We start from the raw sequence: 23,149 nt of genomic DNA, 5'->3' as shown, positions 1-23,149 counted from the left end.
GCAAAACTGGCATATACTTTTGCCGATTATGGGTTACTTCCCAAAGTAGACACGTTATGATGGCGTCCGTTTTAAAGGCAATGTGAGTAAAATTTATGATCAGTGCATTCGATATGTTTAGTATCGGTATTGGCCCTTCTTCCTCTCATACGGTGGGACCAATGCGTGCTTCTAGGTTATTCGTACAAGACCTTCAGGCACAAGGCATCGTTGATGATATCACTTCGGTGAAAGTGGAACTGTTCGGTTCTTTAGGCCAAACCGGTATTGGCCACGGCTCCGGCAAGGCTGTTATTTTAGGACTTGCGGGTTACGACCCTGAGACCATTGATGCAGATCTAGTACCAGAGATCTTAGAAACCATAGAAAATGAACAGGTTATCTATCTCGACAAGCAACATAAAGTAAAATTTCCTAAGCAAGGTGCGATTGTTTTTCACCGTCGCAAAACGCTGCCTAAGCACTCCAATGCAATGGAAATTAAAGCATATAAAGGCGAAGAGCTTGCTCATAGCCAAATTTACTACTCGATTGGCGGTGGCTTTATCGTTACCGATCAGAATTTTGAAGCTGAAAAGCAAGCAGCGCTAGATATCAGAACAGAAAACCCAGCACCTTACCCATTCAATTCAGCCGCCGAGCTACTGGAAATGTGTAAAGAGTCTGGGCTCAGTGTGTCTTCGTTAATGATGGCCAACGAGAAAACGCTACGTAAAGAATCTGAAATCAAAGAAACGCTATTCCACATTTGGCAGGTAATGAAAGCGTGTATTGAACGTGGTATGAAAACCGAAGGTATTTTACCGGGCGGTTTAAAGGTTCGTCGTCGCGCACCTAGCCTGTATTTAAAACTCAGTGTAGAAACACACCAAGATCCACTGCGCGCAATGGATTGGGTGGATTTGTTTGCCCTTGCAGTCAACGAAGAAAATGCAGCGGGCGGCCGCGTAGTGACCGCACCAACCAATGGTGCAGCCGGTATTCTTCCAGCGGTGTTAATGTACTATCACACTTTTATCAAAGAAGTGGATATAGAGATTGCCACACGTTACCTACTTACCGCAGCGGCGATTGGGATCTTATATAAAAAGAATGCCTCAATTTCTGGCGCCGAAGTTGGATGCCAAGGTGAAGTAGGTGTTGCGTGCTCAATGGCTGCTGGCGCTTTAACTGAAATAATGGGCGGTAACGTTATACACGTTGAAAACGCAGCCGAGATTGGTATGGAGCATAACCTGGGTCTAACCTGCGACCCTGTCGGTGGGCTTGTGCAAGTTCCGTGTATTGAGCGTAATGCAATGGGTTCTATTAAAGCCATCAACGCATCTCGTCTTGCTTTACGCGGTACGGGCGATCAAAAAGTGTCACTAGATAAAGTGATTAAAACGATGCTTGATACCGGTAATGATATGAAAACCAAGTATAAAGAAACCGCTCGCGGTGGATTGGCAGTAAATATTATTGAGTGCTAACTGACAATTGTCAGTTCACTTTATAGATGACTTAATGGCATCATGATGGCAAATCATGGTGCCATTTTTTATGGTGTATACAGATTAAATTACTGATTTTAGTTTACTCTTTATAAGCATGAATAATTAACTTTAGACTAGAGTAAGCGGTAAAATAGCGCATAGTGGTTAAAACCTTTATATAGCTACTGCCGTTTACAACAATAGAGTTTTTACGGTGACAGCACTTAATCACCTTGCTAACGCAAAAGTATCTATTGTCATTTAGTAAAGGCAATATGTAGTAACCATGGAATAATTTCCACAAGACCCATGATAAATAAGCATTATCAGAAATTCAGGCTATTTACATCCATACGGTAATAGATGGATAAAATACGACTAAGCTAAATATCAACATCAATTATCAACAAAAAGGAGTAAATTGATTATGTCCGGCACTACGATGGTTTTTTTAATTGTACTTATTAGCGTTGGTGGAGGCATACTTAGCGAAATGTATAAACGCCGTTTAGAATACAAAAAGTTAGATTCGCAAAGCCAAAAAGAACGAGACCAATTGCACGCAGAGCTTAATGCTTTGAAATCAAGAGTTGCCATTCTTGAGCAGATTGTTACTGACGAAGGTTATCAAGTTAAAAAGGATATTAACAGTTTATAATAGCCACCCACCAAAGATTACAAACAGGTTAAATCACCCTCTAACCTGTTTGTTTTTTCAACAGCCCCTACCCCTGTTTACATTTGTTTTCAAACAACCTAACTACATGAAAATATAAATAAAAAATATTTTTTGCTTACAAAATAGTTACAATAAAATAAATTATAAAATTGCTAACATAAATTTACTTGAGTACATTTGTTGCCGTAAAGATCACGAAGGTAAATAACATGAATAACAATAAATTCAAATATACTGCTTTATCTGCAGCGATAGTATTAGCGCTATCTGCTTGTGGTGGTAGTGATAACAATAAGAACAGCTCAGCTCAAGAAGTAGATCAAGCCCCTCAAGCCGGCGTTACTCAATTAGAGAATGTTAAGCATTGGCAAACAACTTCAGGTCCAATTCAAGCCTCAGATGCTGATGGTGATAACCTATCAATTGCAATATTTGATGGTGAAACTGAGATCATCCCAGAAGACAATGTTTATACTCTTTCACATGGTATTTTGACACTAAAAGGTATCAACGCGTTTGACTACCTGTCAGTGACAGGCGAAGCGGCAACAATTAACTTCACAGTAACAGCAAACAGTAAATCAGCTAGTGGTAGCATTGAGATCCCAGCAGCCATTACAGATCCCCTAGCCAGCCAACAATGGCACTTAAACAACACCGGTCAGAAAGCATATGCACTGAGTGACGAAATGAAACAAGGTCTCGTCGACTTATATGTAGGCCGTGGAATAATGACAGAAGAGGAAGCCCAACAATATTGGGATAAAGAATTCGAAGAAGCAGAAACAAACATCTTAGTCGCTGGCGAAGATATGAATGTAAAAAATGCATTCGCTCAAGGTGTTACTGGTCAAGGCGTTACTGCGGTAGTAGTAGACTCAGGACTTGAAATTCGACACGAAGATTTAGCACCTAATGTGCTTCCGAATCGATCATTAAACCTTTTAAACGACGCTTTGGATAAAACAGACCCAACAAGCAAGGCAACCAATGGCGACCATGGTACTAGCGTAGCTGGCCTTATCGCCTCAAAAGGTTGGAATGGCTTAGGCGGCCGAGGTGTTTCACCTGATACAGGCCTCATTGGAATGAACTTATTGGCAAGCGGCGAAAAAACGCCGAAGCAAGAGCTATTAGTTCATGGCTTTCCTGGTTCAGGTATCACTGTAAGCGAGTCTATTTCTGTGTTTAACCGCAGCTATGGTCTTACTTACCCAGTTCAATTTAGCTATTCAGAACTCGACGAAGCCATTGAGTCTTATCCAAACAGAAAGCTTCGCTCAGGTAAAGGAGCGACCAACGTAAAATCAAGCGGTAATAGCTTCGTGAGTGAAGACTTAGAAGGGTCATTTTGTGAAGATAATGGTGCAAATGACCTTGGGTTAACTTGTTACAACAGCAACAGTGAAAGTAGTCAAGGCCATCCATACTACTTTTCTATTGGCGCTGTTAACTCAAATGGTAAACACACAAGCTATTCAAGCGCTGGTTCTAACCTATTAGCTGCAGCCCCAGCTGGTGAATATGGCCGTTGGGCTCCAGCAATGGTTACAACCGACCCGATGACATGTTTGAGCGGTAGCTCAGGCTACACCGGCCGCACGATAGCTGGTTGGACTGCCGCTTATGGTGAAGAGTTTGCCGCAAGCCAGTATCCATTCGATTACCCTGGTCATCCTGAAAACCCTAATTGTAATTATCGTTCTTCTATGAACGGAACTTCTTCGGCGGCTCCAAATGCATCTGGTGTGATATCTTTAATCCTTTCAGCCAACAACGAACTAACTTGGAGGGATGTGAGACACATCATTGCATCGACTAGTACCAAGAATGATGCTGAAAATGCATCTGTAACTGTACCTGTAGGTGATAACGAATTCGTTGCACATGATGGTTGGGTTGAGAATGCGGCTGGTTATAGCCATAATAATCTTTACGGATTTGGACGTGTCGATGCTGGCGAGGCTGTGAAAATGGCTAAGTCTTACTCGAACAATTTAGGTGAAGAAGTAATTACTGATTGGACCGGCGCAGGCTCAGTAGTAGCAGAAGAATCACTTGAAATACCAATTCCTGATAATAGCTTGGTTGGTGCGACATACAAAGTCACAATTGAAGATGATATCAAAGTTGAAGCAGCTCAGTTCAAACTAGACGTATTCAACGATGAGTTCGGTATGGGAATAGAAAGCGGTGAAGATGTCCTTCAGTCTACTGCGGGCTCCGATTTAGCGATTGAAGTTATCTCTCCAAGTGGTACTAGAAGTGTTTTACTGTCATCTCGACAAGCGTTGATACGCCCAGCATATGACCTTAGTGGAGCCGGCTTCCAGAACGGCTATATCCTGAAAAATGGGGTATTTTTATCAAATAGCTTCTATGGCGAATCAGCCAAAGGGGAATGGACAATTCGCGTGCTAGACGTTTCTGACAAATCGTTTGCAACAGCTAGCACAGGCGATATTGTCTATAATGGTTACGTAAACAACTCTACACCATCAAAATTGATGGGTGCAGCTGTACGTATCTTTGGTCACCAGTCTGCTGAGTAATAGGAGTGTATATTATGAACAAGTTAAAAATCGCAGCACTAATTACGGGTTCACTATTCTTGACTCAAGCAGAAGCTAATGACAACTTGACTCCAAAAATGGAGAAGGTCAACAAAGTGGCAAGTTTTGAACAGCCTGACTTTGGCGCTTATAAAATCATGTCTGATCATGCATTAGTTCCTGCAGCAATTGCTGATCCCAATGCTGTTATTAGCAAAAAAGGTAATAAAGCTTTGGTTAAGTCAACTTCTGTCAGCAAGTTGTTCACTAAAGGTTCTTTAGTAAAAAATATTTTTAATGGTGAAATTGCTCCGGTATCTGGCAATATCAACCTTTTATTGAAAGACGGTGCGTCTGCAAGCGATTTAGCAAGTGAATTCGACGTTGCTGTTGAAAATACATATGACGGTGGCAGAATTGCCGTTGTTAGTGTAAATAGCAATCAAGATTTACTTGGTAAACTTGCCGAGCTGAAACAATCTGGAAAGGTAGTTGAGGCTAAAATTGAAGTGTTAGGTACTTTATACACATCTAGATAACTTCACTGTTAAATACAGACTTTCTAAAGCCTCATGTCGAATGGGGCTTTTTTTGCACTCCGAAAGCCTAAAACACTGACGACATTATTTACTGATTGACCTCAAATTTGGCTAGATAAACGTGACCACCATATTTTGCATATCTCTTGCCTCCTCTTCTAGTTGGCTCATCCTGAAATCAATTTAATTTATTGAATTACATAAAGATCTAAACGACCCTACTATCCTAAAATTGCAGTTTTTTGAACCTGATAACCAAAACCATACACGCAAACATCATAAAAGCACCCGTTTCAAAGTGAGCTCATTGATATCTTGTCACTACGTCATGAACTCGTGAAGCCGCCCAAACTCATTGATTGATAGCGAATATAGGTTGAATTTACACAATACTATGTTGATAAAGGTGCTGACACAAAGCCTATCAACCTGCTCGCAGGTCTCGAATATCTTAAACAAATCTAAAAACTGTCTGACGAAAACACAGTAGCCATATGATGCGAAAATCCGTCTGGTAATACCTTTGTGGTGTGTAATTCTTTATCCAATAATGGAAAATATCACTGATAAGCGACCCTACAGCTGTTTTGTAGATAGGGCTCATCGAGGGTGCTTAGCTGCGTATTATGATGTATATATTGCTGGGCAAAAGCATGGAGTGACACCGAATATTAAGAGAAAGTGCAAGTAGAGCAATACAATAGAGCTAATCATCAGGCACATGAAACAGGATAGACACTTGGGTCTTAGCCGCTTAAAAAGAAAGCAAGATTATGGACTTAACGCAGTGCTTGCAGGTGTAGGCCAAAACTGCCGAAAACCCCTAGCCCGACTGCAGCTTTTTATACTTGGACTTTATATCAGTTATTGGCAGCACGAAGCGGCTTTGTAAAGTTAGACTATCGATAAAGGATAATGCTCAGTCTAGACTGATTTGGTTCGGCCAGTCCGAGCATCAAACGTCAATATTCAGCATGAAGTTAGCCAACTGACCCACAATATTTAAGCGAGTAAATATTGTGGGTTATTAGTGAACTCTGTTATCGAATGTTCTTTTAACCGACTAACCATTTCGCCATAAAGACGATAACAGGTAAGGTAACAAGCGTTCTTAAAATAAATATTAGGAATAGCTCCCACAAGTTCACTGGGATTTTGCTACCAAGCAATAATGCCCCAACCTCAGACATGTAAATTAATTGGGTAACACTCATTGCGGCAACGATAAACCTGGTGGTATCGCTTTCAATAGAGCCTGCAGCAAGGATTGACGGAATAAACATATCAGCAAAGCCGACAACGATTGTCTGTGCTGCTTTTTCGGCTTCTGCCACATTGAGTAGCTCGAGGTAAGGAACGAAAGGTGTACCTAAATATTGAAATACAGGGGTGTATTCTGCGATGATCAGGGCAAAAGTACCAACAGCCATAACCACGGGAAGTACAGCAAATACCATATCTAACGCATTATGCAGCCCTTCTTCTAATGTACCTTTAAGCCCGGGTGCCGTTTTTGCCTTAGCAAGTGCAATATCCAAAGAATGACCTAATAGGCCTTTTCCTTCTGGTACCGCTTCTGAATCCTGATTGTGATCACTACCATCTACATAGATATCCTTTTTGAACCTTAGCGGTGGTAAGCGCGGCACTATGATCGCTGCAACAAAGCCAGCTGCACATACGGTGAGGTAAAAAGGAGCAAACAGGTGTTCGAGTTTAACTTGACCAATAACAACTAAACAGAAAGTAATGGAAACCGCAGAGAATGTGGTGCCGATGATAGCCGCTTCTCGTTGTGTATAGTGCTTATCCTCATATTGGCGAGCAGTCATCAAGATACCTACGCTACCGTCGCCAAGCCAAGAAGCAACACAGTTTACCGCGCTACGACCAGGTACACCGAATAGCGGGCGCATCACTTTGGTTAAGAGTGTGCCAACCATCTCAAGTAGACCAAAGTTAAGTAGTAATGGCAGTAACAAGCCGGCAAGAATAAAGACAGAAAAGAGTACAGGTAACAAGTCATTTAGCACTAATGCTCCTGTGTTTTCTGAATGGATCGCTTCTGGACCAACACCATTGAAGGTAAGCACAATAAACACCATGCCGACTAGTCGGGTTATCAACCAAACCCAGCTAACGTCAAATAAGTGCTTTATTATGGTTATTTTTAATAGCGCTTGGGGTCTTAGGAGCTTCATCACCAAACTCATGATCCCGGTAATACATACTATTGCGACAATCATGTCTTTAATAAAAGGAGCGACTTGCGCTTGTAACCATTTCGCCATAACAGCGATTGGGATAGTCATTGCTTCCCCCACCGCCACTGGCGTCATAAATAAAAAGATACCAATCAATGACGGTACGATAAACGCAAACCACGTTTGTAAGGTGGAGCGTGGTGTCATAGTGCTCTCTGTCATTTTTTACTTCCACAAAAACAAAGAAAAGAGCCGAAGCTCTTTTCGTTTTTAAATTATTATATTTATTAGATTGTTAGACCTTTTTGCCTAAGCAAAGTGATCAAGGCTTGATGCAGATTATTCATGGTGTTTGCATCAAGTACGTTACCTTCGCTATCCTTCCAGGTAATTGAAGTACGCGTATCCTGCGCTTGAGCGATCTTTATCGTGTAATCACCATTGTCAATTGGCAACACAACCGCTTCTTCACCCCAAATAGAGTCCCAAACGCTGCTTTCAGGCGCTTCATAACGGACCAAAACTTCCTGCTTTTCTCTATCAACACGAACAACCGTAAAGTTACTTCTTTCTAGGAAGTTTGAGAAGCGATCAAGCACCGCTTCTTGACCTTTTTCTGTCAGTAGCGCCGAATCACCATTCTTGTCAAACCCAAGTTCAAGTGCCAGTACACCTTGGCGCTTACGCATTTCAACTTGCAGTAGACGATATTGATAGTCAAATTCTGAAACGACTTCGTTCAGTGCCCGAACTTCGAGGTGATTTTTCTGAAGCGCAGTTAACTCACCATCGCCTTGATAATCTACTAATTCCGCTCGAATTGACGCCGTACGCTGATGTTCTTTTTGCTCGACAGTAAACTTAAACTTTTGCTTAGATGGTTCTGCCGCTTCTTCCCAAAACCAGCCGTCTTTTGGCTTGATCAGTGAATACCAAGATGTGGTCACCGAGCCTTGCGCCTTGTTATCGCTTTCAAGTCCGGCATTATGCATCGCCACAACGCCATCCACAGCACGCCAAATAAATGCCGGTAAATCTTCTATACCGTCATTCTTATCAAAAAAGATCCTTGCAGCTTCTTCGCCCTGCTCTACCCAACTACCTTGCGCAACTGTTAATACCTGTTGCGGTGCACGGTAACTTACCGGTTCAGCTGTATTTTCATATTGGCCGACTGGCATTGCAAATTCTGGGTCTCGATAAGGCTGAGCTAAGCCCTCAGGGGCTTTCACCGGTGCATTTGCACGATAATTTCTTTCATGATGTGCATCATTTGTAAAAATACTACAGCCGCTTAGACTAACGACAATTCCAAGAACCAGTGATTTTGGGATCCAATACTGCACTCATTTACTCCTTAGCAAACCCTATTATTATTCGAATCAAAGTTATGATTTAGGATTGCCGAATTGGTTCACACAAAGTTGCCAAAAATTGACAATCTCTGAATTAATAACGCTATGCTATCAAATATTCCACGTACTATATCGGGAACACGTATCTCATAGCCAAAATTTTGCCTTATGTTACTTGTCATACATTAGAAAAACAAGCAACCATGCCGCGCAAGCACAATTCTATTTTTTATTACAACGCGCTAGCGCTAAAACTCAGATATGGTAGTATTTCGCGTTAACTATTAACCTTGAGCGCATTACGTGAAATCAGAGGTTCCAAAATGACCATGCATGCAAACCATCAACTTGTCTTAACCGCAATAGGAGAAGACAGATCTGGTATTGTTGGCGAATTGACACAGCTTGTGAGTGACTGCAACTGTAATATTATCGACAGTCGTATCGCAATATTGGGAAATGAATTTACCTTTATTATGTTGCTAGCCGGTGACATGGCGTCTATTAGTCGTGTAGAACATACCTTACCAGCAAAAGGGATGGAACTCGGTCTCTTAACCATGATGAAACGCACGTCGAGCCATCAGCAAGGCGAATACAGTGCAGGTTATACTTTGGAATATGAAGGACTAGATACTCCCGGTACACTCAGCAAAGTAACGCGCTATTTTGCAGCACAAGGAGTGAATATTTGTTCACTAAAGTCAGATACTTTTGAGCAAGAAGACGAGCTACATATGCGCTGCGAGCTTGAGTTTAATATTCCAGTGGATGTGGATATTGATAACTTTAAAGTTCAGTTCGAAGATCTTTCACACTCCTTAAACGTAGACTATATATTCAGACGCATTCGCTAAGGATTTACTATGAATACTTTGAAAGTTGGTGATAAAGCACCATTATTCTCACTGCAAAACCAAAACGACGAGACCGTTGAGCTTGCTACTTTATTAAAGTCACATCAAGTTTTAGTCTATTTTTATCCTAAAGCATTGACCCCAGGCTGTACCGTTCAAGCTGAAAATCTGCGTGACCACAAAGCTGAACTGGCTGAATTAAACACCGTAGCCGTTGGCATTAGTCCAGATCCTGTGAAAAAGTTAAAGAACTTTGAAAACAAAAAAGAACTCAACTTTGACTTACTCTCGGATGAAGACCACGCGGTAGCCGATGAGTTTGGTGTGTGGGGATTAAAGAAATTTATGGGTAAAGAATATGACGGCATTCATCGCCTATCTTTCTTAGTCGGTCAAGACGGCACCATCAAGCACGTGTTCAATAAGTTTAAAACCAAAGATCACCATGAAGTCGTGATTAACCACTTAAAAGAACAAGCTTAAAGTGACCCCTTAAACCGTATTTACGTATCTTTAAGAAATAAAAAACGGAGCTGAATGCTCCGTTTTTTATTCACTTCAACCGACTTTAATCAAGCGCTTTTTCTACTTTATCAAATAGCGTCGTGATCTCTTTACTTGGCTCCTTGGTCAGTAGGCTGACAGCAAAGATAGCGATTGTCGCGACAATAAACCCTGGAACAATTTCATATAATGTCGCGCTAAGCGGCTCACCATTATAAGTAAACGGACCATAGATCCATACCAACACAGTCACCGCACCAGATACCATACCAGCAAGCGCGCCAGCAAAGTTCATGCGAGACCAGAATAAGCTTATCAGCACCAGTGGGCCAAATGCCGCACCAAAACCAGCCCAAGCATTACTTACAAGATCTAGAATCGAGCTATCTCTGTCGTACGCAAGGTAAATGGCAGCAAGCGCTACAACTAGTACACTGATACGACCAACAAGCACAAGTTCTTTATCCGAAGCATTTTTGTTCAAGAATATCTTATAAAAGTCTTCAGTTAACGAGCTCGAACTCACTAACAACTGCGAAGAAATGGTACTCATAATTGCTGCAAGAATTGCTGCGAGTAAGAAACCAGCAATCAATGGGTGGAACAATAACTGAGATAAAATCAAGAAAATGGTCTCGGCATCATCCACAACAATCCCATGTTCATGTGCGTAAGCTGCACCAAACAAACCAGTGCCCACAGCACCGAGCGCTGCAACTATCATCCAGCTCATCCCTATGCGACGCGCTGTCGGCATGTCTTTCACACATCGAACAGACATAAAACGCACGATAATATGAGGTTGACCAAAGTAGCCAAGACCCCAAGACATTGCTGAAATAATACCTATTGCACCAGCCGAACCAACCCAAGTTAACATCGTTGGGTTTAACTCATTTAGTGTTTGAGATAGCGGATTATCGAGCAGTGAGAAGGTAACTAAAGGCACTAAAATCAAAGCGATAAACATAATACAACCTTGTACAAAGTCGGTCAGACTTACCGCTAAAAAGCCGCCAAACAAAGTATAAAGCACAACAACGCCGGTGGTGATGTATAAACCACTCTCATAGCTCATGCCAAACGAACTTTCAAACAGCTTACCACCAGCAACCACACCAGAAGAGGTATATAGGGTGAAGAAAACAATGATCACTAACGCTGAGACTATTCTTAACGCGTTTCCTTTATCTTCAAAACGATTTGCAAAATAGTCAGGAATGGTTATCGCATCATTTGCATACTCTGTGTAAACACGCAGGCGTGGTGCAACCAATAAATAGTTAAGCCAAGCACCAATCACAAGGCCTATTGCAATCCATGTACTGCTAAAACCATACAGGAACATGGCACCCGGCAGACCCATTAAGATCCAACCACTCATGTCGGATGCGCCCGCTGAAAGCGCCGCTACACTTGGTGGTAAGCTACGACCGCCCAACATGTAGCCTGACACATCACTGGTCGACTTTTTATATGCGTATAACCCAATTCCCAACATCGCAATAAAATACAGTGCGAGAGAGATTATCGTACCTATCTCCAAATTAGCCTCCTAATTGTTAGTTGGGCTCTTCTCCAAATGTGAGCTTTTTCTATCACTTAATTATTCGATTTCTAACTCACTTTGAATAAAAGCCAAAAACATAAAGAACCCACTATAACACGCACAAACCATACACCCAACCACCTGCGACCATTGATCAAAACTGTATTTTATTCGTACCTAATTCAACTGGTTAATTATCATTCAGCCTATGTTCCGTATTTACCCATATTCTGTAAACTCAATTTCCCAACGTGACCTGATTGCACTTTTACCTTATATTAAAGCCAATAGCATTTTGTTTGGACGGTAGTATCTATGTACTTTTACGCGGCTCGTCAGCCAATTTTTGATGTCCAAAGGGAATTGATTGGATACGAACTTTTATTTCGTGATGGCCTAAATAATGTATTTCCCGAAATTGATGGTGATGAAGCAACAAGTCGCTTGGTTGAAGGCAGCCAGTTTACCTTTGGTCTTGATGACCTCACAAATCAACGCCCTGCTTACATTAACTTCACCCTAGAGACACTGGCAAAAGGCTATGTGCAAATGTTGGCGCCAGAACAAGTCGTCGTCGAAATATTAGAAACGGTACAACCGGGGAAAAGACTCTTAGCGTGTGTAAAAGAGCTTAAAGAGCAAGGCTATACGCTTGCACTTGACGATTACCATCACCAAAATGTATGGCGCCATTTTTTTCCCTATATTGACCAGATAAAAGTCGATTTGTTGGCAACTAACCTCGAGCAAGTCCATGCCATTAAAACCGCAATACAGGATTTCCCTAACATTGATTTAGTGGCAGAAAAAGTAGAAACCTACGAGCAGTTTGAACTCGCCAAGTCGCTTGGATTCAAATATTTTCAAGGCTTCTTTTTTGCCAAACCCGAAATGGTCAAAACCAAAGCGTTGGCTCCTTCGGAATTAGCCATGGCTGAATTGCTTTATGAGACTTCAAGCGTTGAGCCCGACCTTGCTAGGATCACACAGGTCTTTGAACGTGATGTAAACCTAAGCTACAAACTTCTTCGTTATGCAAATAGTGCTGTATTTAAACGCCGAGCAGAAATATCAACGATTAAACAAGCCTTGGTTGTACTCGGTAGTGAAGAGCTTAAGCGTCTGATCTCATTATTATTTGCTTCACAGCTTAATACTGAAAAGCCCAAAGAACTACTTTCACTCTCTTTATTGCGCGCACACTTTATGGAAGCAATAGCAACCAAGGCCAATAAGATCTCTGATACTGGAAGTACATTTTTGGTTGGCATGATGTCACTGATGGACGCCATTCTCGATGACGATATGGCCAGTTTATTGACGAAATTACCCTTATCTCAAGAAATTAAATCAACCCTACTGAAAAAACCGAGTGCTTTTGGTATTTATCTGGACCTTGCTGAATCTATGGAAAAGGGTGACTGGGAGAGTGTTGAAACCATATCAAAATCTCTTGGCGTAACCAGCCAAAATATCGCCGAGCTATATCAAAAGTCGCAAGTTTGGAGTGACACTCAAATAAAAGCGATAGAGTAACCTGTCAAAGGATGCGACAATCTGTCGCATCCCGCTAAGCACCTGATAACGATAAAATAAGTGCACTAAAACAACTTCAAAGTGAACTTATGAAACGCACCCTACTCTCTCTTGCTATTGTTTCCTTATCTCCCATCACCCAGGCTGATGAAATTGAAAAAATTGTTGTTATTGCACCGATGCAAACACCAATTACGCTAACAACGGATACCAAAGCAGTACGCCAACCACTACCAGCACAAGATGGCGCGGATTTACTCTCTTCAATTGCGGGATTCTCACTCATTAAAAAAGGCGGCGCAAGTGCTGACCCTGTGTTTCGTGGCATGGCAGGCTCTAGAATTGCCATTATCGCCAATAATGGTCAAACGCTTGGTGGTTGCGGTAGCCGCATGGACCCGCCTACGGCATATATTACGCCACAATCCTACGACACCTTAAAAGTCATCAAAGGCCCACAAACTGTGTTGTATGGTCCAGGCAACAGTGCTGCGACTGTGGTGTTTGAACGTGAAAATGAACGCCTAGCTAAATCTGAAGTGATTGGCTTTACCAATGCGGTGCTTTCGAGCCAAGGCCGCCACAGTGTTAACAGCGATATCAAGGCTGGTAATGAACGCGGATACGCTCGGGTAGCAGCAAATTACAGTGATGCAGATGATTATGAAGATGGTAATGGCACCAAAGTTCACTCAGCGTATGAGCGCTGGAATATAGACACAGAGTTTGCCTATACCCCAAGCGATGACGCTTTTTACTCTATCACTTACGGGGTAAGCGATGGTGAAGTTGCCTATCCCGACCGCATGATGGATGGCAGCCTCTTCGACCGAGAAAATATTGGCCTGAATATCAAATTATCTTCCCTTTCATCTCTGATTGAAGAGTTAACATTCAACGCATACTATAACTACGTTGACCACATCATGGACAATCATAGCTTACGTCCTTTTGTTGCTAACATGATGATGAAAACCCCAACCTCCTCCAACCCTGACCGTAAAACTTATGGCGCAAAGCTTACGTTGACTTCAGAAATCAATGCCCAACATCCTTTTATTTACGGTGTCGATTATCAAGCAAATGAGCACCGCAATCGAGTCAGCCGAGATCAATTCAACAATCCGGTAGAAACGATGCCACGCCAAATAGATGCTGAATTTAGACAGCTCGGTGTATTTGCCGAGTTCGAATATCAATTGAGTCAAACTAGCCAATGGGTTAGCGGATTGCGCATTGATGATTGGCAAAGTGAAGATCATCGCATCATGATAAGCGCAATGATGTCGATGAAACCAAACCCAACCGCCCTACAAACAAGAGACGATACGTTATTCAGCGGATTTAGCCGCTATCAAGCACAATCTAAAAACAGTAGCTATTTTGTCGGCTTCGGCGTTACAGAGCGCTTTCCCGATTACTGGGAAGTAGTAGGTGGTAGCCGAGGAAGTGAAACGTCTATTTCTGCCTTTAATGTCGATACTGAAAAAACCGTGCAATTAGATGCTGGATTGGTAAAGCAGTTCAAAAACATTAACGTCAACTTCTCAGTGTTCTATAACCAAATTGACGACTATTTATTAATCGACAATATGTTTGAAAAGATGAATATGACGTCAAAAGTGACCAGAAATATTGACGCGGAAACCTTCGGTTTTGAGGGTGAAGTAATGTGGCAAGCGAGCAAAGCGCTGCAACTCACCGGTAGTATCAACTACGTAAAGGGTAATAACCTTACTGACAATCTCGCATTGGCTCAGCAACCGCCTCTACAACTGCGTATTGCAAGCAATTACCAATTAAGCGATAAGTGGCAACTAGGCGGATTGGTAAGATTAGTACAACATCAGCACAGAGTGGCGATTGGACAAGGGAATATTGCAGGGCAGGACGTCACTGCGACGGCAGGGTTTGGCACGCTTTCACTCAATACCAATTATCAATATAGCGATGCATTACAACTCAGTGCAGGAGTAGATAATGTGCTCGATAAAACCTATGCTGAGCATTTAAGTCGTTCCGGCGCCGCAGTAAGTGGCTTTGACCAAATTGATCGAGTCAATGAGCCGGGACGGACGCTCTGGGCAAATCTTAACTGGCGCTTTTAAGTTTTCGCAAAGATAACGAAAAGGTCGGCGATTGCCGACCTTATTTTTACAAGTTCTCTAAAAAGTTCTCGTCAAAATCATCCGGCTCTTCTTCCATTGGTGGGTTGCCATCAAATAGCTCGTACAACTGGCGTTGATAATAGACATCCTTTAAGAAAGTGTATGGATCAAGCGACTCATTTAGCAGCTTTTCTTGTGACATCAATGCCGCTCTTGCTTCAACCGCACGCAGCGCAAACACTAATACCGTCTGAGGCGTTGTGAGTGCGATTTCTGGCAAGACAAAGTTATCTACGACATCACCCGTTAAGTTCCTCGCGGTCGTCGGTCCCATACCTGGGATCATAATATACGCACCATCGCCAACGCCCCACACACCAAGGGTTTGGCCAAAATCTTCGTCTTTAAGCTCAAGGCCAAGTGTTTTCGCAACATCAAACAAGCCAAAAATACCGACCGTAGAATTAACTAAAAAGCGAGCAACATTGATTGCCATATGATCAGGCTTGCCCTGCAATGCCGCGTTTACTGCATCGGTCGGCGCGGCGATGTTGGTGGTGAAATTAACCACACTACTGCGCACAGGAGCGGGAGTCACCGCAACATATCCTTTAGCAACAGGCCGTAAGATATAGGCGTCCAACACATCCATATTGAAGTCATAAAGTGGACGGTTAAGTGATTGAAATGGATCTCGTGGATCCTTTTTCTCTTCGGGTACTTGCGCACAACCGACAACGGTCAGCGCAAGTAAACCTGTGAGCACAGCTTTAAGCATTTATTTCCCTGTATTTGTTAAGACACGACTAATCTCGACAGTGAGCTGATTTTCGCCTTGTTGAAGTTCAATTACGCTTGAAGCACCCTCTAGTTCTCCATCTGAAGGCATTACTGAACCATCATTAGAAATACGTGCGGTGACCGTAACTTGAGAAAATTTCGACAAGGTTAATTCAGGCATCATTGCCATACTATCATCTAGGTTTACCGTCATTGGCAAGTTAAAGTTTGTAATTTTGGCGACCGCCAATGGCATGGCTGGGCCTTCAGCCGCTTTTGCAAAAACGAACAAAGTACTGTCCTTTGGAATCTTGTTCTGTAACTCAGCTGAAATGGTTACAGTAGCGACAATACCAGCTTTTACAGCTACTGGATCATCTGTTTGTTGACCCAACTTTTGCTCGATTTCAGCAATCCGCCCTGCGATCATCTCATAACGCGGATCATCTTTGGTTAATTGTGACAACAAGACTTCAAAAGCGGCTTTTGACTCTTTCCAATCTTGACGTTCATAGGCAATTAACGCCAGCAAGCTAATCGCATCAATATTCGTTGGATCATTCTTGAGCACTTTTGACAACATTCTGGCCGCGCGATTCATACTTGGCTCTGAGCCCTCTATCAATAATGCTTGGCTATAATTCACCAGAACATTATTGTTATTAGGTTGCATCACGAGTGCTTTATCAAATGCCTGCATCGCCATCTCAAAGTCACTAAGTGACATTGCAACACGACCAAGTAACATCCATGCAACTGCATCGTCGCCAGCGGTTGCTAGTTTAGTTCTTAGCCCCAGCGCAAATGCTTGTAGCTCGTTGGCATTTAGCGGCTCTCCAGATTGCATTACTGCACGCTCACCATACTCAGGTAACTTTTCAACGGCTTCATGCCAGCTCGCTATTTGCCTGTGGCTACCCGTGTAGTAATAAAAGACACCTGTCACCAACACCATAAAAGCAATACCCGTCAGCGCCAACACACGGTTGTCACCACGACTCGTCAATGATTGTTCAGGCGATAACTCATTCAATAAGCGACGCTTGAGTTCAACCACAGATTCATTATAACTGTCTTTTTCGATACGCTGATTAGCAAGCTCTTCTTTTAACTCTTCCAAACGCTGATAGAAAATATCGATACGCTCGGCATTCGCATCATGATCAACCGTGACGCGCTTTTCCTTTTTAATAAACGGAAAAACCACAAAGAGACCGGCAAATACGCCCAGCAGAAGAAACAAAAACCACATTTGGGTTAAATCTGTCGAGAATTCGCTCACTGCTCACGCTCCTGACGTTGATATTGATTAATGAGCTCAGTCAGCTTTTGTTCGTCCGCTGCATTCCAGTCTTGCTTTTTCGCAGCGCGTTTTTGACGAAATACAATAAAGCCGAAGCCTAAAATAATGATTGCCACTGGCAGTACCCAAAGTACGATCGTTGCAGGCGTAACAGGTGGTTGATAATGAACGAAATAGCCATAGCGGTCGATCATATAATCAATGACCTCTTGCTTAGACTGACCTTCATTAACCAAAGCGATGACTTTGTCACGCAGATCTTTGGCTACGACGGCATCTGAATCTGCAATGTTTTGGTTCTGGCATTTCGGGCAGCGTAGCTCATGAGTCAGCTCTCGGAAAGTTTGCTCACGTTCAGCTGTAGCAAAGTTATATTTGTCTTCCGTTGCTTGTGCCGCTGCGGTAGTCATCATTAAAAGCAAAACAATTAAATATTTCATTGCGCCAACTCCTGATAGATTGCCGCAAACTTAGTGCGCCAAACGCGTTCATTGATGTCACCAGTATGATGCAACAAAATCTTACCTTGCTTATCTACCAAAAAAGTCTCTGGCGCGCCTGAAACACCTAGATCCAGTGCTAATGTACGCTCCAAATCAAGAATGTTAAATTGGTATGGGTTACCAGCACGACTCAACATGTTATTGACATCTTGTCTTAGAGCATTGATATCAAACTGGTCGCCAAAATCAGGGTCATAAGCCTGCTCGTAATACAGACCTATTATTTTCACGCCACGCTCTCTAAGCTCAGTTAAATAACCCAGCTCAGCGATACACGTTGGGCACCAAGTGCCCCATACGTTCATCAAGTAGACTTCACCCTTAAGCGAGTCGGCTGTCCAGGTTTTATCACTATCCATTAGATCGGGTAATGAAAACTCAGGCATAGTGTGTCCTAAACGGCCGGTCTGGATCTCTCTAGGATTACCAAATAGTCCTTGGTACAAAAACACACACAGGAAAATAAATATCAAAAAAGGCACTAAACCTAATAACTTGCGGTTCATGTTAAGCCTCCACTTGGGATGATTTTTTCACGCGGCTGCGGTAGCGTTTATCCGCAAGCACAATGAAGCCGGCAAAAGAGATAAGTAGCCCACCTAGCCACATCCAGCGTACGTATGGTTTGTGATAGATCCTAAGCGACCACGCGCCTGCAGAAAGCGGCTCGCCGAGTGCTAGATATAAATCACGGAAGAAACCATCATCAATAGCGGCTTCGGTCATAAACTGCATCCCTACATCATAACGGCGTTTTTCCGCGTGTAGTTCTACAACTTTTTTACCATTTTTGAATACTGTCACTACGCCTGCATGACCACCATAGTTCGGGCCTCGAATTTCTTTTACGCCATCAAAGCGATATTCGTACTCGTTTAGCATCGCCGTTTCACCCGGTTTCATGCTCACAGAGCGCTCAACTGAGTATGCTGAAGTTAACGTCACCGACGCGATAACAAAGGCAATACCAACGTGCCCGAGTACCATCGCCCAATAGCTCAACCCTAGCTTTTTAAAGCCGATCGCAACACTTGGGTGAACAGTCACTTTATTAAATAAGTCAGCAGCAGTAGCCACACTTATCCACACAGCTAAAGCTGTCGCAACAAATGTCAGAGGTGCCACAACTTCATAGCTCGAATACAGCCACGTCGCTGTAAGTACCAAACTCACCGCAATCAATACAGCCCACTTTTTAACTAGTGGCGGCATCTTATTTTGTTTCCAGCGCAGCATAGGTGCTAAACCCAGTAAAATCGCGAACGGCACGATTAATATCGCAAACATTTGGTTAAAGAAAGGTACGCCAATAGAAATAGAGCCTAAGCCCAACTCTTTATGGATCATAGGCAATAGCGTGCCCAATAATACAATCAAGGTCGCAACCACTAAGAAGATATTGTTGATCCACAGCGCCACTTCACGCGAAATAAATTGATAACGCCCTTCGCTATATACTTGAGCAACGCGCATTGCGTAAAGCGCTAAGCTGCCACCCACAACCACAGCCAAGAATGACAGGATATATAAACCACGGTCAGGATCGGTTGCAAACGCATGCACCGAAACGATGATCCCAGAACGAACGATAAAGGTACCAAGTAAACATAAACTAAACGCGGTGATAGCAAGTAGTACGGTCCAAGACTTAAACACACCTCGCTTTTCTGTTACTGCGAGTGAATGCAATAAAGCGGTTGCAACAAGCCAAGGCATCAGTGAAGCGTTTTCTACTGGATCCCAGAACCACCAACCGCCCCAGCCAAGCTCTGAGTACGCCCACCAACTACCAATTGTAATGCCAAGAGTAAGAAAGCCCCATGCGGCCATTGTCCAAGGACGTGACCATTTAGCCCAAGTGTTATCAAGTTTACCGGTTAAAAGCGCAGCAATTGCAAAAGAGAATGACACTGATAAGCCAACATAACCCATATAAAGGAGTGGCGGGTGAATGATCATTCCAGGGTCTTGCAATAATGGATTTAAATCACGCCCTTCAACAGGGAAGTAAGGAAGCAAACGCTCAAACGGGCTCGACATCCACAGGGTATAGAGCATAAAGCCCACACCTAAAAAGCCAAGTACGCCTAACACACGCGCTCGCAAAACCCACGGTAGCGACTTTGACATCACTGCAACCAGCATGGTCCACATGGATTGCATTACCAACCACAGTAAAATTGCGCCTTCATGTCCACCCCACGTTGAGGTGATTTTATAATACCAAGGCAAAGTACTGCTCGAATGATGTGCCACATACGCAACCGTAAAGTCATCCATTAACGTGATGTAGATCAGTACCATAAATGAGAACACCACAAGAATACACTGACCAACGGCCAGTGAAGGAGCGGCTTTCATCAGCCTCAAATTACCCGTATAAGCCCCCCACAATGGGAAAATACACAGTAATAAGCTCAATGCCATCGCCAGAACTAAGGCGAAGTAACCTATTTCTGGGACCATCTTAGTTCTCGCTGTTTAAATTATATTTTGGCTTTTCGTGCTTAATGCCTTTCACGGCTTCCGCTACTTCTGATGGCATATACTCTTCATCATGCTTGGCAAGTACTTCAAACGCTTCAACTACATTAGACTCAACTAATGTCCCTTGTGCTACGATACCTTGGCCTTCACGGAATAGATCAGGAAGAATGCCTTTATAACGAATAGTAACCATAGGACCGGTGTCGATAAGTTTAAATGACACATCTAAGGACGTTTCATCACGCACCACTGAACCAGGCACAACCATACCGCCAATGCGCAGTTTCTGGCCAATTTGCGGTATTTCTTTTAACTCACCTTTACCTTCAACAAGCTCGCTCGGCGTGTAAAACAAATTAATATTTTCTTGTAGTGCGTAAAGCGTAAGCCCGACCGCTGCGCCAATACTAAAGATAACGGCAACAACGGTGAATAATCTTTTTTTGCGTCTAGGATTCATGCTTGCGACTCCTCTTTTGCTTTTTTAATGCGTGCTTCTCTTGCCATTTGCGCTTTAACTGCTTGCTTTAGCGCCTTACCATCCAAGATAGAGCCGACTAAAATACCAGCCAGTATTAATGCACATGAGCCAAATGAGAGCCAAACATAAAAGCCATAGCCACCCATAGCTAAAAATTCATTGAAGGATTCAAACTGCATGATTAACCCCTATTCACTAATTCGCGGACCCAAGGACGGTGTTGCTCGCTTCGTAAAATTTCATTTTTCAAACGAATTAGCGTAACCACGCCAAGCACACCCGCAAACGCCATTATGTTGATCAACAAAGGCCACAACATGGAAGGATCAATCGCTGACGTATCAAATTTGGTGATAGTTGACCCCTGATGCAGCGTATTCCACCACTCTACCGAGAAATGAATAATAGGCAGATTAACGACCCCGACAATGGCAAGAATACAGGCAGCTCTACCACCTGATTTTTTATCTTCAAAGGCGTGATATAGAGACAAAACACCAAAATACAAAAACAATAGGATAAGCTCTGACGTCAATCTTGCATCCCAGACCCACCAAGCGCCCCACATAGGTTTACCCCAAGCAGCACCAGTGATTAACGCAATCGCGGTCATTGCCGCACCAATAGGTGCAATGGCGATAACCGCCAGTTCAGCATTACGAATTTGCCATACTAAGGCAACAATAGCCGCAATAGCCATAGAAGAGTATGCACCCATCGACCAGATAGCCGACGGCACATGAATAAAGATAATACGATAGCTGTCTTTTTGTTGGTAGTCGGCTGGCGCATAGGCTAACCCCCAAACCCATCCAACAATTAAGCCCACTACCGCAATCACGGCAAAGTAAGGAAGCAAGGTGTTACACAATTGGTAAGCACGCTCCGCTTTGGCATAAGGATGTAACCACTTCCACATTTTAACTTACACTCACTCTTAAAGCTGACGATATGGCAATTGGTGCGGCAACAATTGCGACGGCAAGCATCGCACCAAGGATTGCAAGCTGACCACCATACGCTAAAGACATGCTACTGGTATCTATGGCGGACGTTGCAAAAATCAATACGGGGATATAAAGCGGAAGGACGAGTAAACTCATTAAAATGCCACCCTTTTGCAATGCAACGGTGAGTCCTGCGCCAATAGCCCCAATAAAACTTAATAACGGTGTACCTATCAGTAAGGTCAATACAGTCGCATTGAGAGACTGCGATTCGAGATTCATTAACAGCGCGAACAAGGGCGCAAGCACCACCATTGGCAAACCACTGACTGTCCAATGCGCTGCTACTTTTGCTAATACTGATAGCGATAAAGGATAAGGTGAAGCAATCAATTGCTCTAATGAGCCGTCGTTGTAATCGTCCCTAAATAATTTATCTAGACCTAACATAGTCGATAAAAGCGCCGCTACCCAAATAATACCCGGAGCCATTCTGGTAAGCAGCGCAGGTTCGGGCCCAATTGCTAACGGAAATAAGGTGATCACGATAAGGAAAAACAACAAAGGATTGACTATCTCAGCGCGCTGTCTAAAGGCCAAGGTCACATCTTTGGCATAAACCGATTTAAAAGCTAACCAATAAGAATGTTGAGTCTGCATTACAAACGGTACTCCAACGCCAAGGTTTGTAACTGTGCAAAATGTGCGGTGAGATCTTGGTGGGTCGTCAATAAAATGGCGCCCCCCTTGTCGAGATGAGACTGAAATTGGGTTTGCAACATGGCGACCCCTTTTTTATCCAGCGCAGTAAATGGTTCATCTAGCACCCAAAGCTTGGCTTGATTCAGCCACAAACGTACTAATGCAACACGGCGCTGTTGGCCTGCCGACAATGTCCGCACAGGTACATCTTCAAGCCCTATTAAACCGAGCTTGGCAAGTAGTGTATAGACTTCTTCTTCATCGGCCTGAGCGCCATGAACCATAAGCCAATGTTGGACATTTTCGTAGGCACTAAGTTGTTGATTGACACCTGTCTTATGACCAATAAATAATAAATCGGCAGCGAATGAATCATAATCATCGCGGATATCAGTGCTGTTGTAGCGGATCTGCCCTTCGTCCGCTCTGGCGAACCCAGCAATGATCCTCAACAAAGAGGTTTTTCCGGCACCATTTGGGCCTTCAATTTGCATGATCTGCCCCGCATGGAGAGTGAAACTTAATGAGTCAAACAAGCATCTATCTTGTTTGGTACAAGTGACGGCGTCTATCTCTAGCAAACTTGGG

At 43.1% G+C, this 23,149-nt stretch carries 21 protein-coding genes; 8 read left to right on the top strand and 13 right to left on the bottom strand.

Translation table 11 applies throughout. From position 1 onward, the window contains the following. Positions 1 to 95: 95 nt before the first annotated feature. From GSF04_RS11325 to GSF04_RS11310, 4 genes are all read left to right on the top strand, one after another. Entirely contained in the window at positions 96 to 1,472 is a 1,377-nt protein-coding gene (locus GSF04_RS11325; RefSeq protein ID WP_010369030.1) for an L-serine ammonia-lyase, read from the top strand. A 430-nt stretch (positions 1,473 to 1,902) separates the two neighbouring features. Further along, positions 1,903 to 2,133 (top strand): hypothetical protein, encoded by a 231-nt coding sequence (locus GSF04_RS11320; RefSeq protein WP_017218017.1) that lies wholly within the window; start codon positions 1,903 to 1,905, stop codon positions 2,131 to 2,133. A 230-nt stretch (positions 2,134 to 2,363) separates the two neighbouring features. Beyond that, positions 2,364 to 4,706, top strand: coding sequence for a S8 family serine peptidase (locus GSF04_RS11315; RefSeq protein ID WP_211859565.1), 2,343 nt, complete (start codon positions 2,364 to 2,366; stop codon positions 4,704 to 4,706). A gap of 14 nt (positions 4,707 to 4,720) precedes the next feature. After that, positions 4,721 to 5,245, top strand: a complete 525-nt coding sequence (locus GSF04_RS11310; protein ID WP_039492476.1) for a hypothetical protein — start codon at positions 4,721 to 4,723, stop codon at positions 5,243 to 5,245. Positions 5,246 to 6,300: 1,055 nt separating this feature from the next. Here the strand turns inward: GSF04_RS11310 and GSF04_RS11305 are convergent. Then, positions 6,301 to 7,671 carry a YjiH family protein gene (locus GSF04_RS11305; RefSeq protein WP_045990485.1) on the bottom strand — a complete coding sequence of 457 codons (1,371 nt, stop codon included), beginning with the start codon at positions 7,669 to 7,671 and terminating at the stop codon, positions 6,301 to 6,303. 65 nt (positions 7,672 to 7,736) lie between these two features. Continuing rightward, a complete protein-coding gene (gene bamC, locus GSF04_RS11300; RefSeq protein WP_211859564.1) occupies positions 7,737 to 8,795 on the bottom strand; it encodes an outer membrane protein assembly factor BamC in 1,059 nt (352 codons plus the stop codon). Between the two features lie 332 nt (positions 8,796 to 9,127). Here bamC and GSF04_RS11295 point away from each other — a divergent pair, with 332 nt between their 5' ends. Next, positions 9,128 to 9,661 (top strand): ACT domain-containing protein, encoded by a 534-nt coding sequence (locus GSF04_RS11295; RefSeq protein ID WP_010369065.1) that lies wholly within the window; start codon positions 9,128 to 9,130, stop codon positions 9,659 to 9,661. Between the two features lie 9 nt (positions 9,662 to 9,670). Beyond that, positions 9,671 to 10,144 carry a thioredoxin-dependent thiol peroxidase gene (gene bcp / locus GSF04_RS11290; protein WP_130126580.1) on the top strand — a complete coding sequence of 158 codons (474 nt, stop codon included), beginning with the start codon at positions 9,671 to 9,673 and terminating at the stop codon, positions 10,142 to 10,144. 85 nt (positions 10,145 to 10,229) lie between these two features. On the opposite strand, the gene putP is transcribed toward bcp, so the two are convergent. After that, on the bottom strand, positions 10,230 to 11,711 hold the full coding sequence (gene putP, locus GSF04_RS11285; RefSeq protein ID WP_211859563.1) for a sodium/proline symporter PutP: 1,482 nt from the start codon (positions 11,709 to 11,711) through the stop codon (positions 10,230 to 10,232). Positions 11,712 to 12,029: 318 nt separating this feature from the next. On the opposite strand from putP, the gene GSF04_RS11280 reads away from it, so the two are divergent. Then, positions 12,030 to 13,250: an HDOD domain-containing protein gene (locus GSF04_RS11280; protein ID WP_211859562.1), complete on the top strand. Its 1,221-nt coding sequence runs from the start codon at positions 12,030 to 12,032 to the stop codon at positions 13,248 to 13,250. An 89-nt stretch (positions 13,251 to 13,339) separates the two neighbouring features. Beyond that, positions 13,340 to 15,358, top strand: coding sequence for a TonB-dependent copper receptor (locus GSF04_RS11275; RefSeq protein WP_211859561.1), 2,019 nt, complete (start codon positions 13,340 to 13,342; stop codon positions 15,356 to 15,358). Between the two features lie 46 nt (positions 15,359 to 15,404). Here the strand turns inward: GSF04_RS11275 and GSF04_RS11270 are convergent, their stop codons facing one another. From GSF04_RS11270 to ccmA, 10 genes are read right to left on the bottom strand one after another with little or no spacing between them, the layout of a single operon-like run. Next, positions 15,405 to 16,136, bottom strand: coding sequence for a VacJ family lipoprotein (locus GSF04_RS11270; RefSeq protein ID WP_039492483.1), 732 nt, complete (start codon positions 16,134 to 16,136; stop codon positions 15,405 to 15,407). Continuing rightward, positions 16,137 to 17,420 (bottom strand): c-type cytochrome biogenesis protein CcmI, encoded by a 1,284-nt coding sequence (ccmI, locus tag GSF04_RS11265; RefSeq protein WP_211859560.1) that lies wholly within the window; start codon positions 17,418 to 17,420, stop codon positions 16,137 to 16,139. Beyond that, positions 17,417 to 17,881, bottom strand: a complete 465-nt coding sequence (locus GSF04_RS11260) for a cytochrome c-type biogenesis protein (RefSeq protein ID WP_211859559.1) — start codon at positions 17,879 to 17,881, stop codon at positions 17,417 to 17,419. Before GSF04_RS11260 ends, ccmI begins: the two co-directional genes overlap by 4 nt. After that, positions 17,878 to 18,450, bottom strand: a complete 573-nt coding sequence (locus tag GSF04_RS11255) for a redoxin family protein (RefSeq protein ID WP_069018771.1) — start codon at positions 18,448 to 18,450, stop codon at positions 17,878 to 17,880. Before GSF04_RS11255 ends, GSF04_RS11260 begins: the two co-directional genes overlap by 4 nt. Position 18,451: 1 nt before the next feature. Continuing rightward, positions 18,452 to 20,410: a heme lyase CcmF/NrfE family subunit gene (locus GSF04_RS11250; RefSeq protein ID WP_130164483.1), complete on the bottom strand. Its 1,959-nt coding sequence runs from the start codon at positions 20,408 to 20,410 to the stop codon at positions 18,452 to 18,454. A 1-nt stretch (position 20,411) separates the two neighbouring features. After that, entirely contained in the window at positions 20,412 to 20,891 is a 480-nt protein-coding gene (gene ccmE, locus GSF04_RS11245; RefSeq protein ID WP_211859558.1) for a cytochrome c maturation protein CcmE, read from the bottom strand. Next, the gene (ccmD, locus tag GSF04_RS11240; RefSeq protein WP_211859557.1) at positions 20,888 to 21,091 is read right to left on the bottom strand and encodes a heme exporter protein CcmD; all 204 of its coding nucleotides are present in this window, start codon (positions 21,089 to 21,091) and stop codon (positions 20,888 to 20,890) included. The genes ccmE and ccmD overlap by 4 nt, the downstream gene beginning before the upstream one ends. A gap of 2 nt (positions 21,092 to 21,093) precedes the next feature. Further along, positions 21,094 to 21,831 carry a heme ABC transporter permease gene (locus GSF04_RS11235; RefSeq protein ID WP_211859556.1) on the bottom strand — a complete coding sequence of 246 codons (738 nt, stop codon included), beginning with the start codon at positions 21,829 to 21,831 and terminating at the stop codon, positions 21,094 to 21,096. Position 21,832: 1 nt separating this feature from the next. After that, on the bottom strand, positions 21,833 to 22,519 hold the full coding sequence (ccmB, locus tag GSF04_RS11230; RefSeq protein ID WP_010606377.1) for a heme exporter protein CcmB: 687 nt from the start codon (positions 22,517 to 22,519) through the stop codon (positions 21,833 to 21,835). Then, a complete protein-coding gene (gene ccmA, locus GSF04_RS11225) occupies positions 22,519 to 23,142 on the bottom strand; it encodes a cytochrome c biogenesis heme-transporting ATPase CcmA (protein WP_081489968.1) in 624 nt (207 codons plus the stop codon). The genes ccmB and ccmA overlap by 1 nt, the downstream gene beginning before the upstream one ends. Positions 23,143 to 23,149 lie beyond the last annotated feature (7 nt).

It is taken from the genome of Pseudoalteromonas sp. A22, assembly GCF_018141345.1.
Lineage (GTDB): Bacteria > Pseudomonadota > Gammaproteobacteria > Enterobacterales > Alteromonadaceae > Pseudoalteromonas > Pseudoalteromonas maricaloris.
The sequence above is the reverse complement of the archived record's forward strand: the minus strand, read 5'-3'. Positions and strand labels throughout refer to the sequence as shown.

What these genes read in the sequence shown, in the direction of transcription:
- GSF04_RS11325 (WP_010369030.1), top strand. Translation starts at nt 96, where the DNA reads ATGATCAGTGCATTCGATATGTTTAGTATCGGTATTGGCCCTTCTTCC.
- GSF04_RS11320 (WP_017218017.1), top strand. Translation starts at nt 1,903, where the DNA reads ATGTCCGGCACTACGATGGTTTTTTTAATTGTACTTATTAGCGTTGGT.
- GSF04_RS11315 (WP_211859565.1), top strand. Translation starts at nt 2,364, where the DNA reads ATGAATAACAATAAATTCAAATATACTGCTTTATCTGCAGCGATAGTA.
- GSF04_RS11310 (WP_039492476.1), top strand. Translation starts at nt 4,721, where the DNA reads ATGAACAAGTTAAAAATCGCAGCACTAATTACGGGTTCACTATTCTTG.
- GSF04_RS11305 (WP_045990485.1), bottom strand. Translation starts at nt 7,671, where the DNA reads ATGACAGAGAGCACTATGACACCACGCTCCACCTTACAAACGTGGTTT.
- GSF04_RS11295 (WP_010369065.1), top strand. Translation starts at nt 9,128, where the DNA reads ATGACCATGCATGCAAACCATCAACTTGTCTTAACCGCAATAGGAGAA.
- bcp (WP_130126580.1), top strand. Translation starts at nt 9,671, where the DNA reads ATGAATACTTTGAAAGTTGGTGATAAAGCACCATTATTCTCACTGCAA.
- GSF04_RS11280 (WP_211859562.1), top strand. Translation starts at nt 12,030, where the DNA reads ATGTACTTTTACGCGGCTCGTCAGCCAATTTTTGATGTCCAAAGGGAA.
- GSF04_RS11275 (WP_211859561.1), top strand. Translation starts at nt 13,340, where the DNA reads ATGAAACGCACCCTACTCTCTCTTGCTATTGTTTCCTTATCTCCCATC.
- GSF04_RS11270 (WP_039492483.1), bottom strand. Translation starts at nt 16,136, where the DNA reads ATGCTTAAAGCTGTGCTCACAGGTTTACTTGCGCTGACCGTTGTCGGT.
- GSF04_RS11260 (WP_211859559.1), bottom strand. Translation starts at nt 17,881, where the DNA reads ATGAAATATTTAATTGTTTTGCTTTTAATGATGACTACCGCAGCGGCA.
- GSF04_RS11255 (WP_069018771.1), bottom strand. Translation starts at nt 18,450, where the DNA reads ATGAACCGCAAGTTATTAGGTTTAGTGCCTTTTTTGATATTTATTTTC.
- GSF04_RS11250 (WP_130164483.1), bottom strand. Translation starts at nt 20,410, where the DNA reads ATGGTCCCAGAAATAGGTTACTTCGCCTTAGTTCTGGCGATGGCATTG.
- ccmE (WP_211859558.1), bottom strand. Translation starts at nt 20,891, where the DNA reads ATGAATCCTAGACGCAAAAAAAGATTATTCACCGTTGTTGCCGTTATC.
- ccmD (WP_211859557.1), bottom strand. Translation starts at nt 21,091, where the DNA reads ATGCAGTTTGAATCCTTCAATGAATTTTTAGCTATGGGTGGCTATGGC.
- GSF04_RS11235 (WP_211859556.1), bottom strand. Translation starts at nt 21,831, where the DNA reads ATGTGGAAGTGGTTACATCCTTATGCCAAAGCGGAGCGTGCTTACCAA.
- ccmB (WP_010606377.1), bottom strand. Translation starts at nt 22,519, where the DNA reads ATGCAGACTCAACATTCTTATTGGTTAGCTTTTAAATCGGTTTATGCC.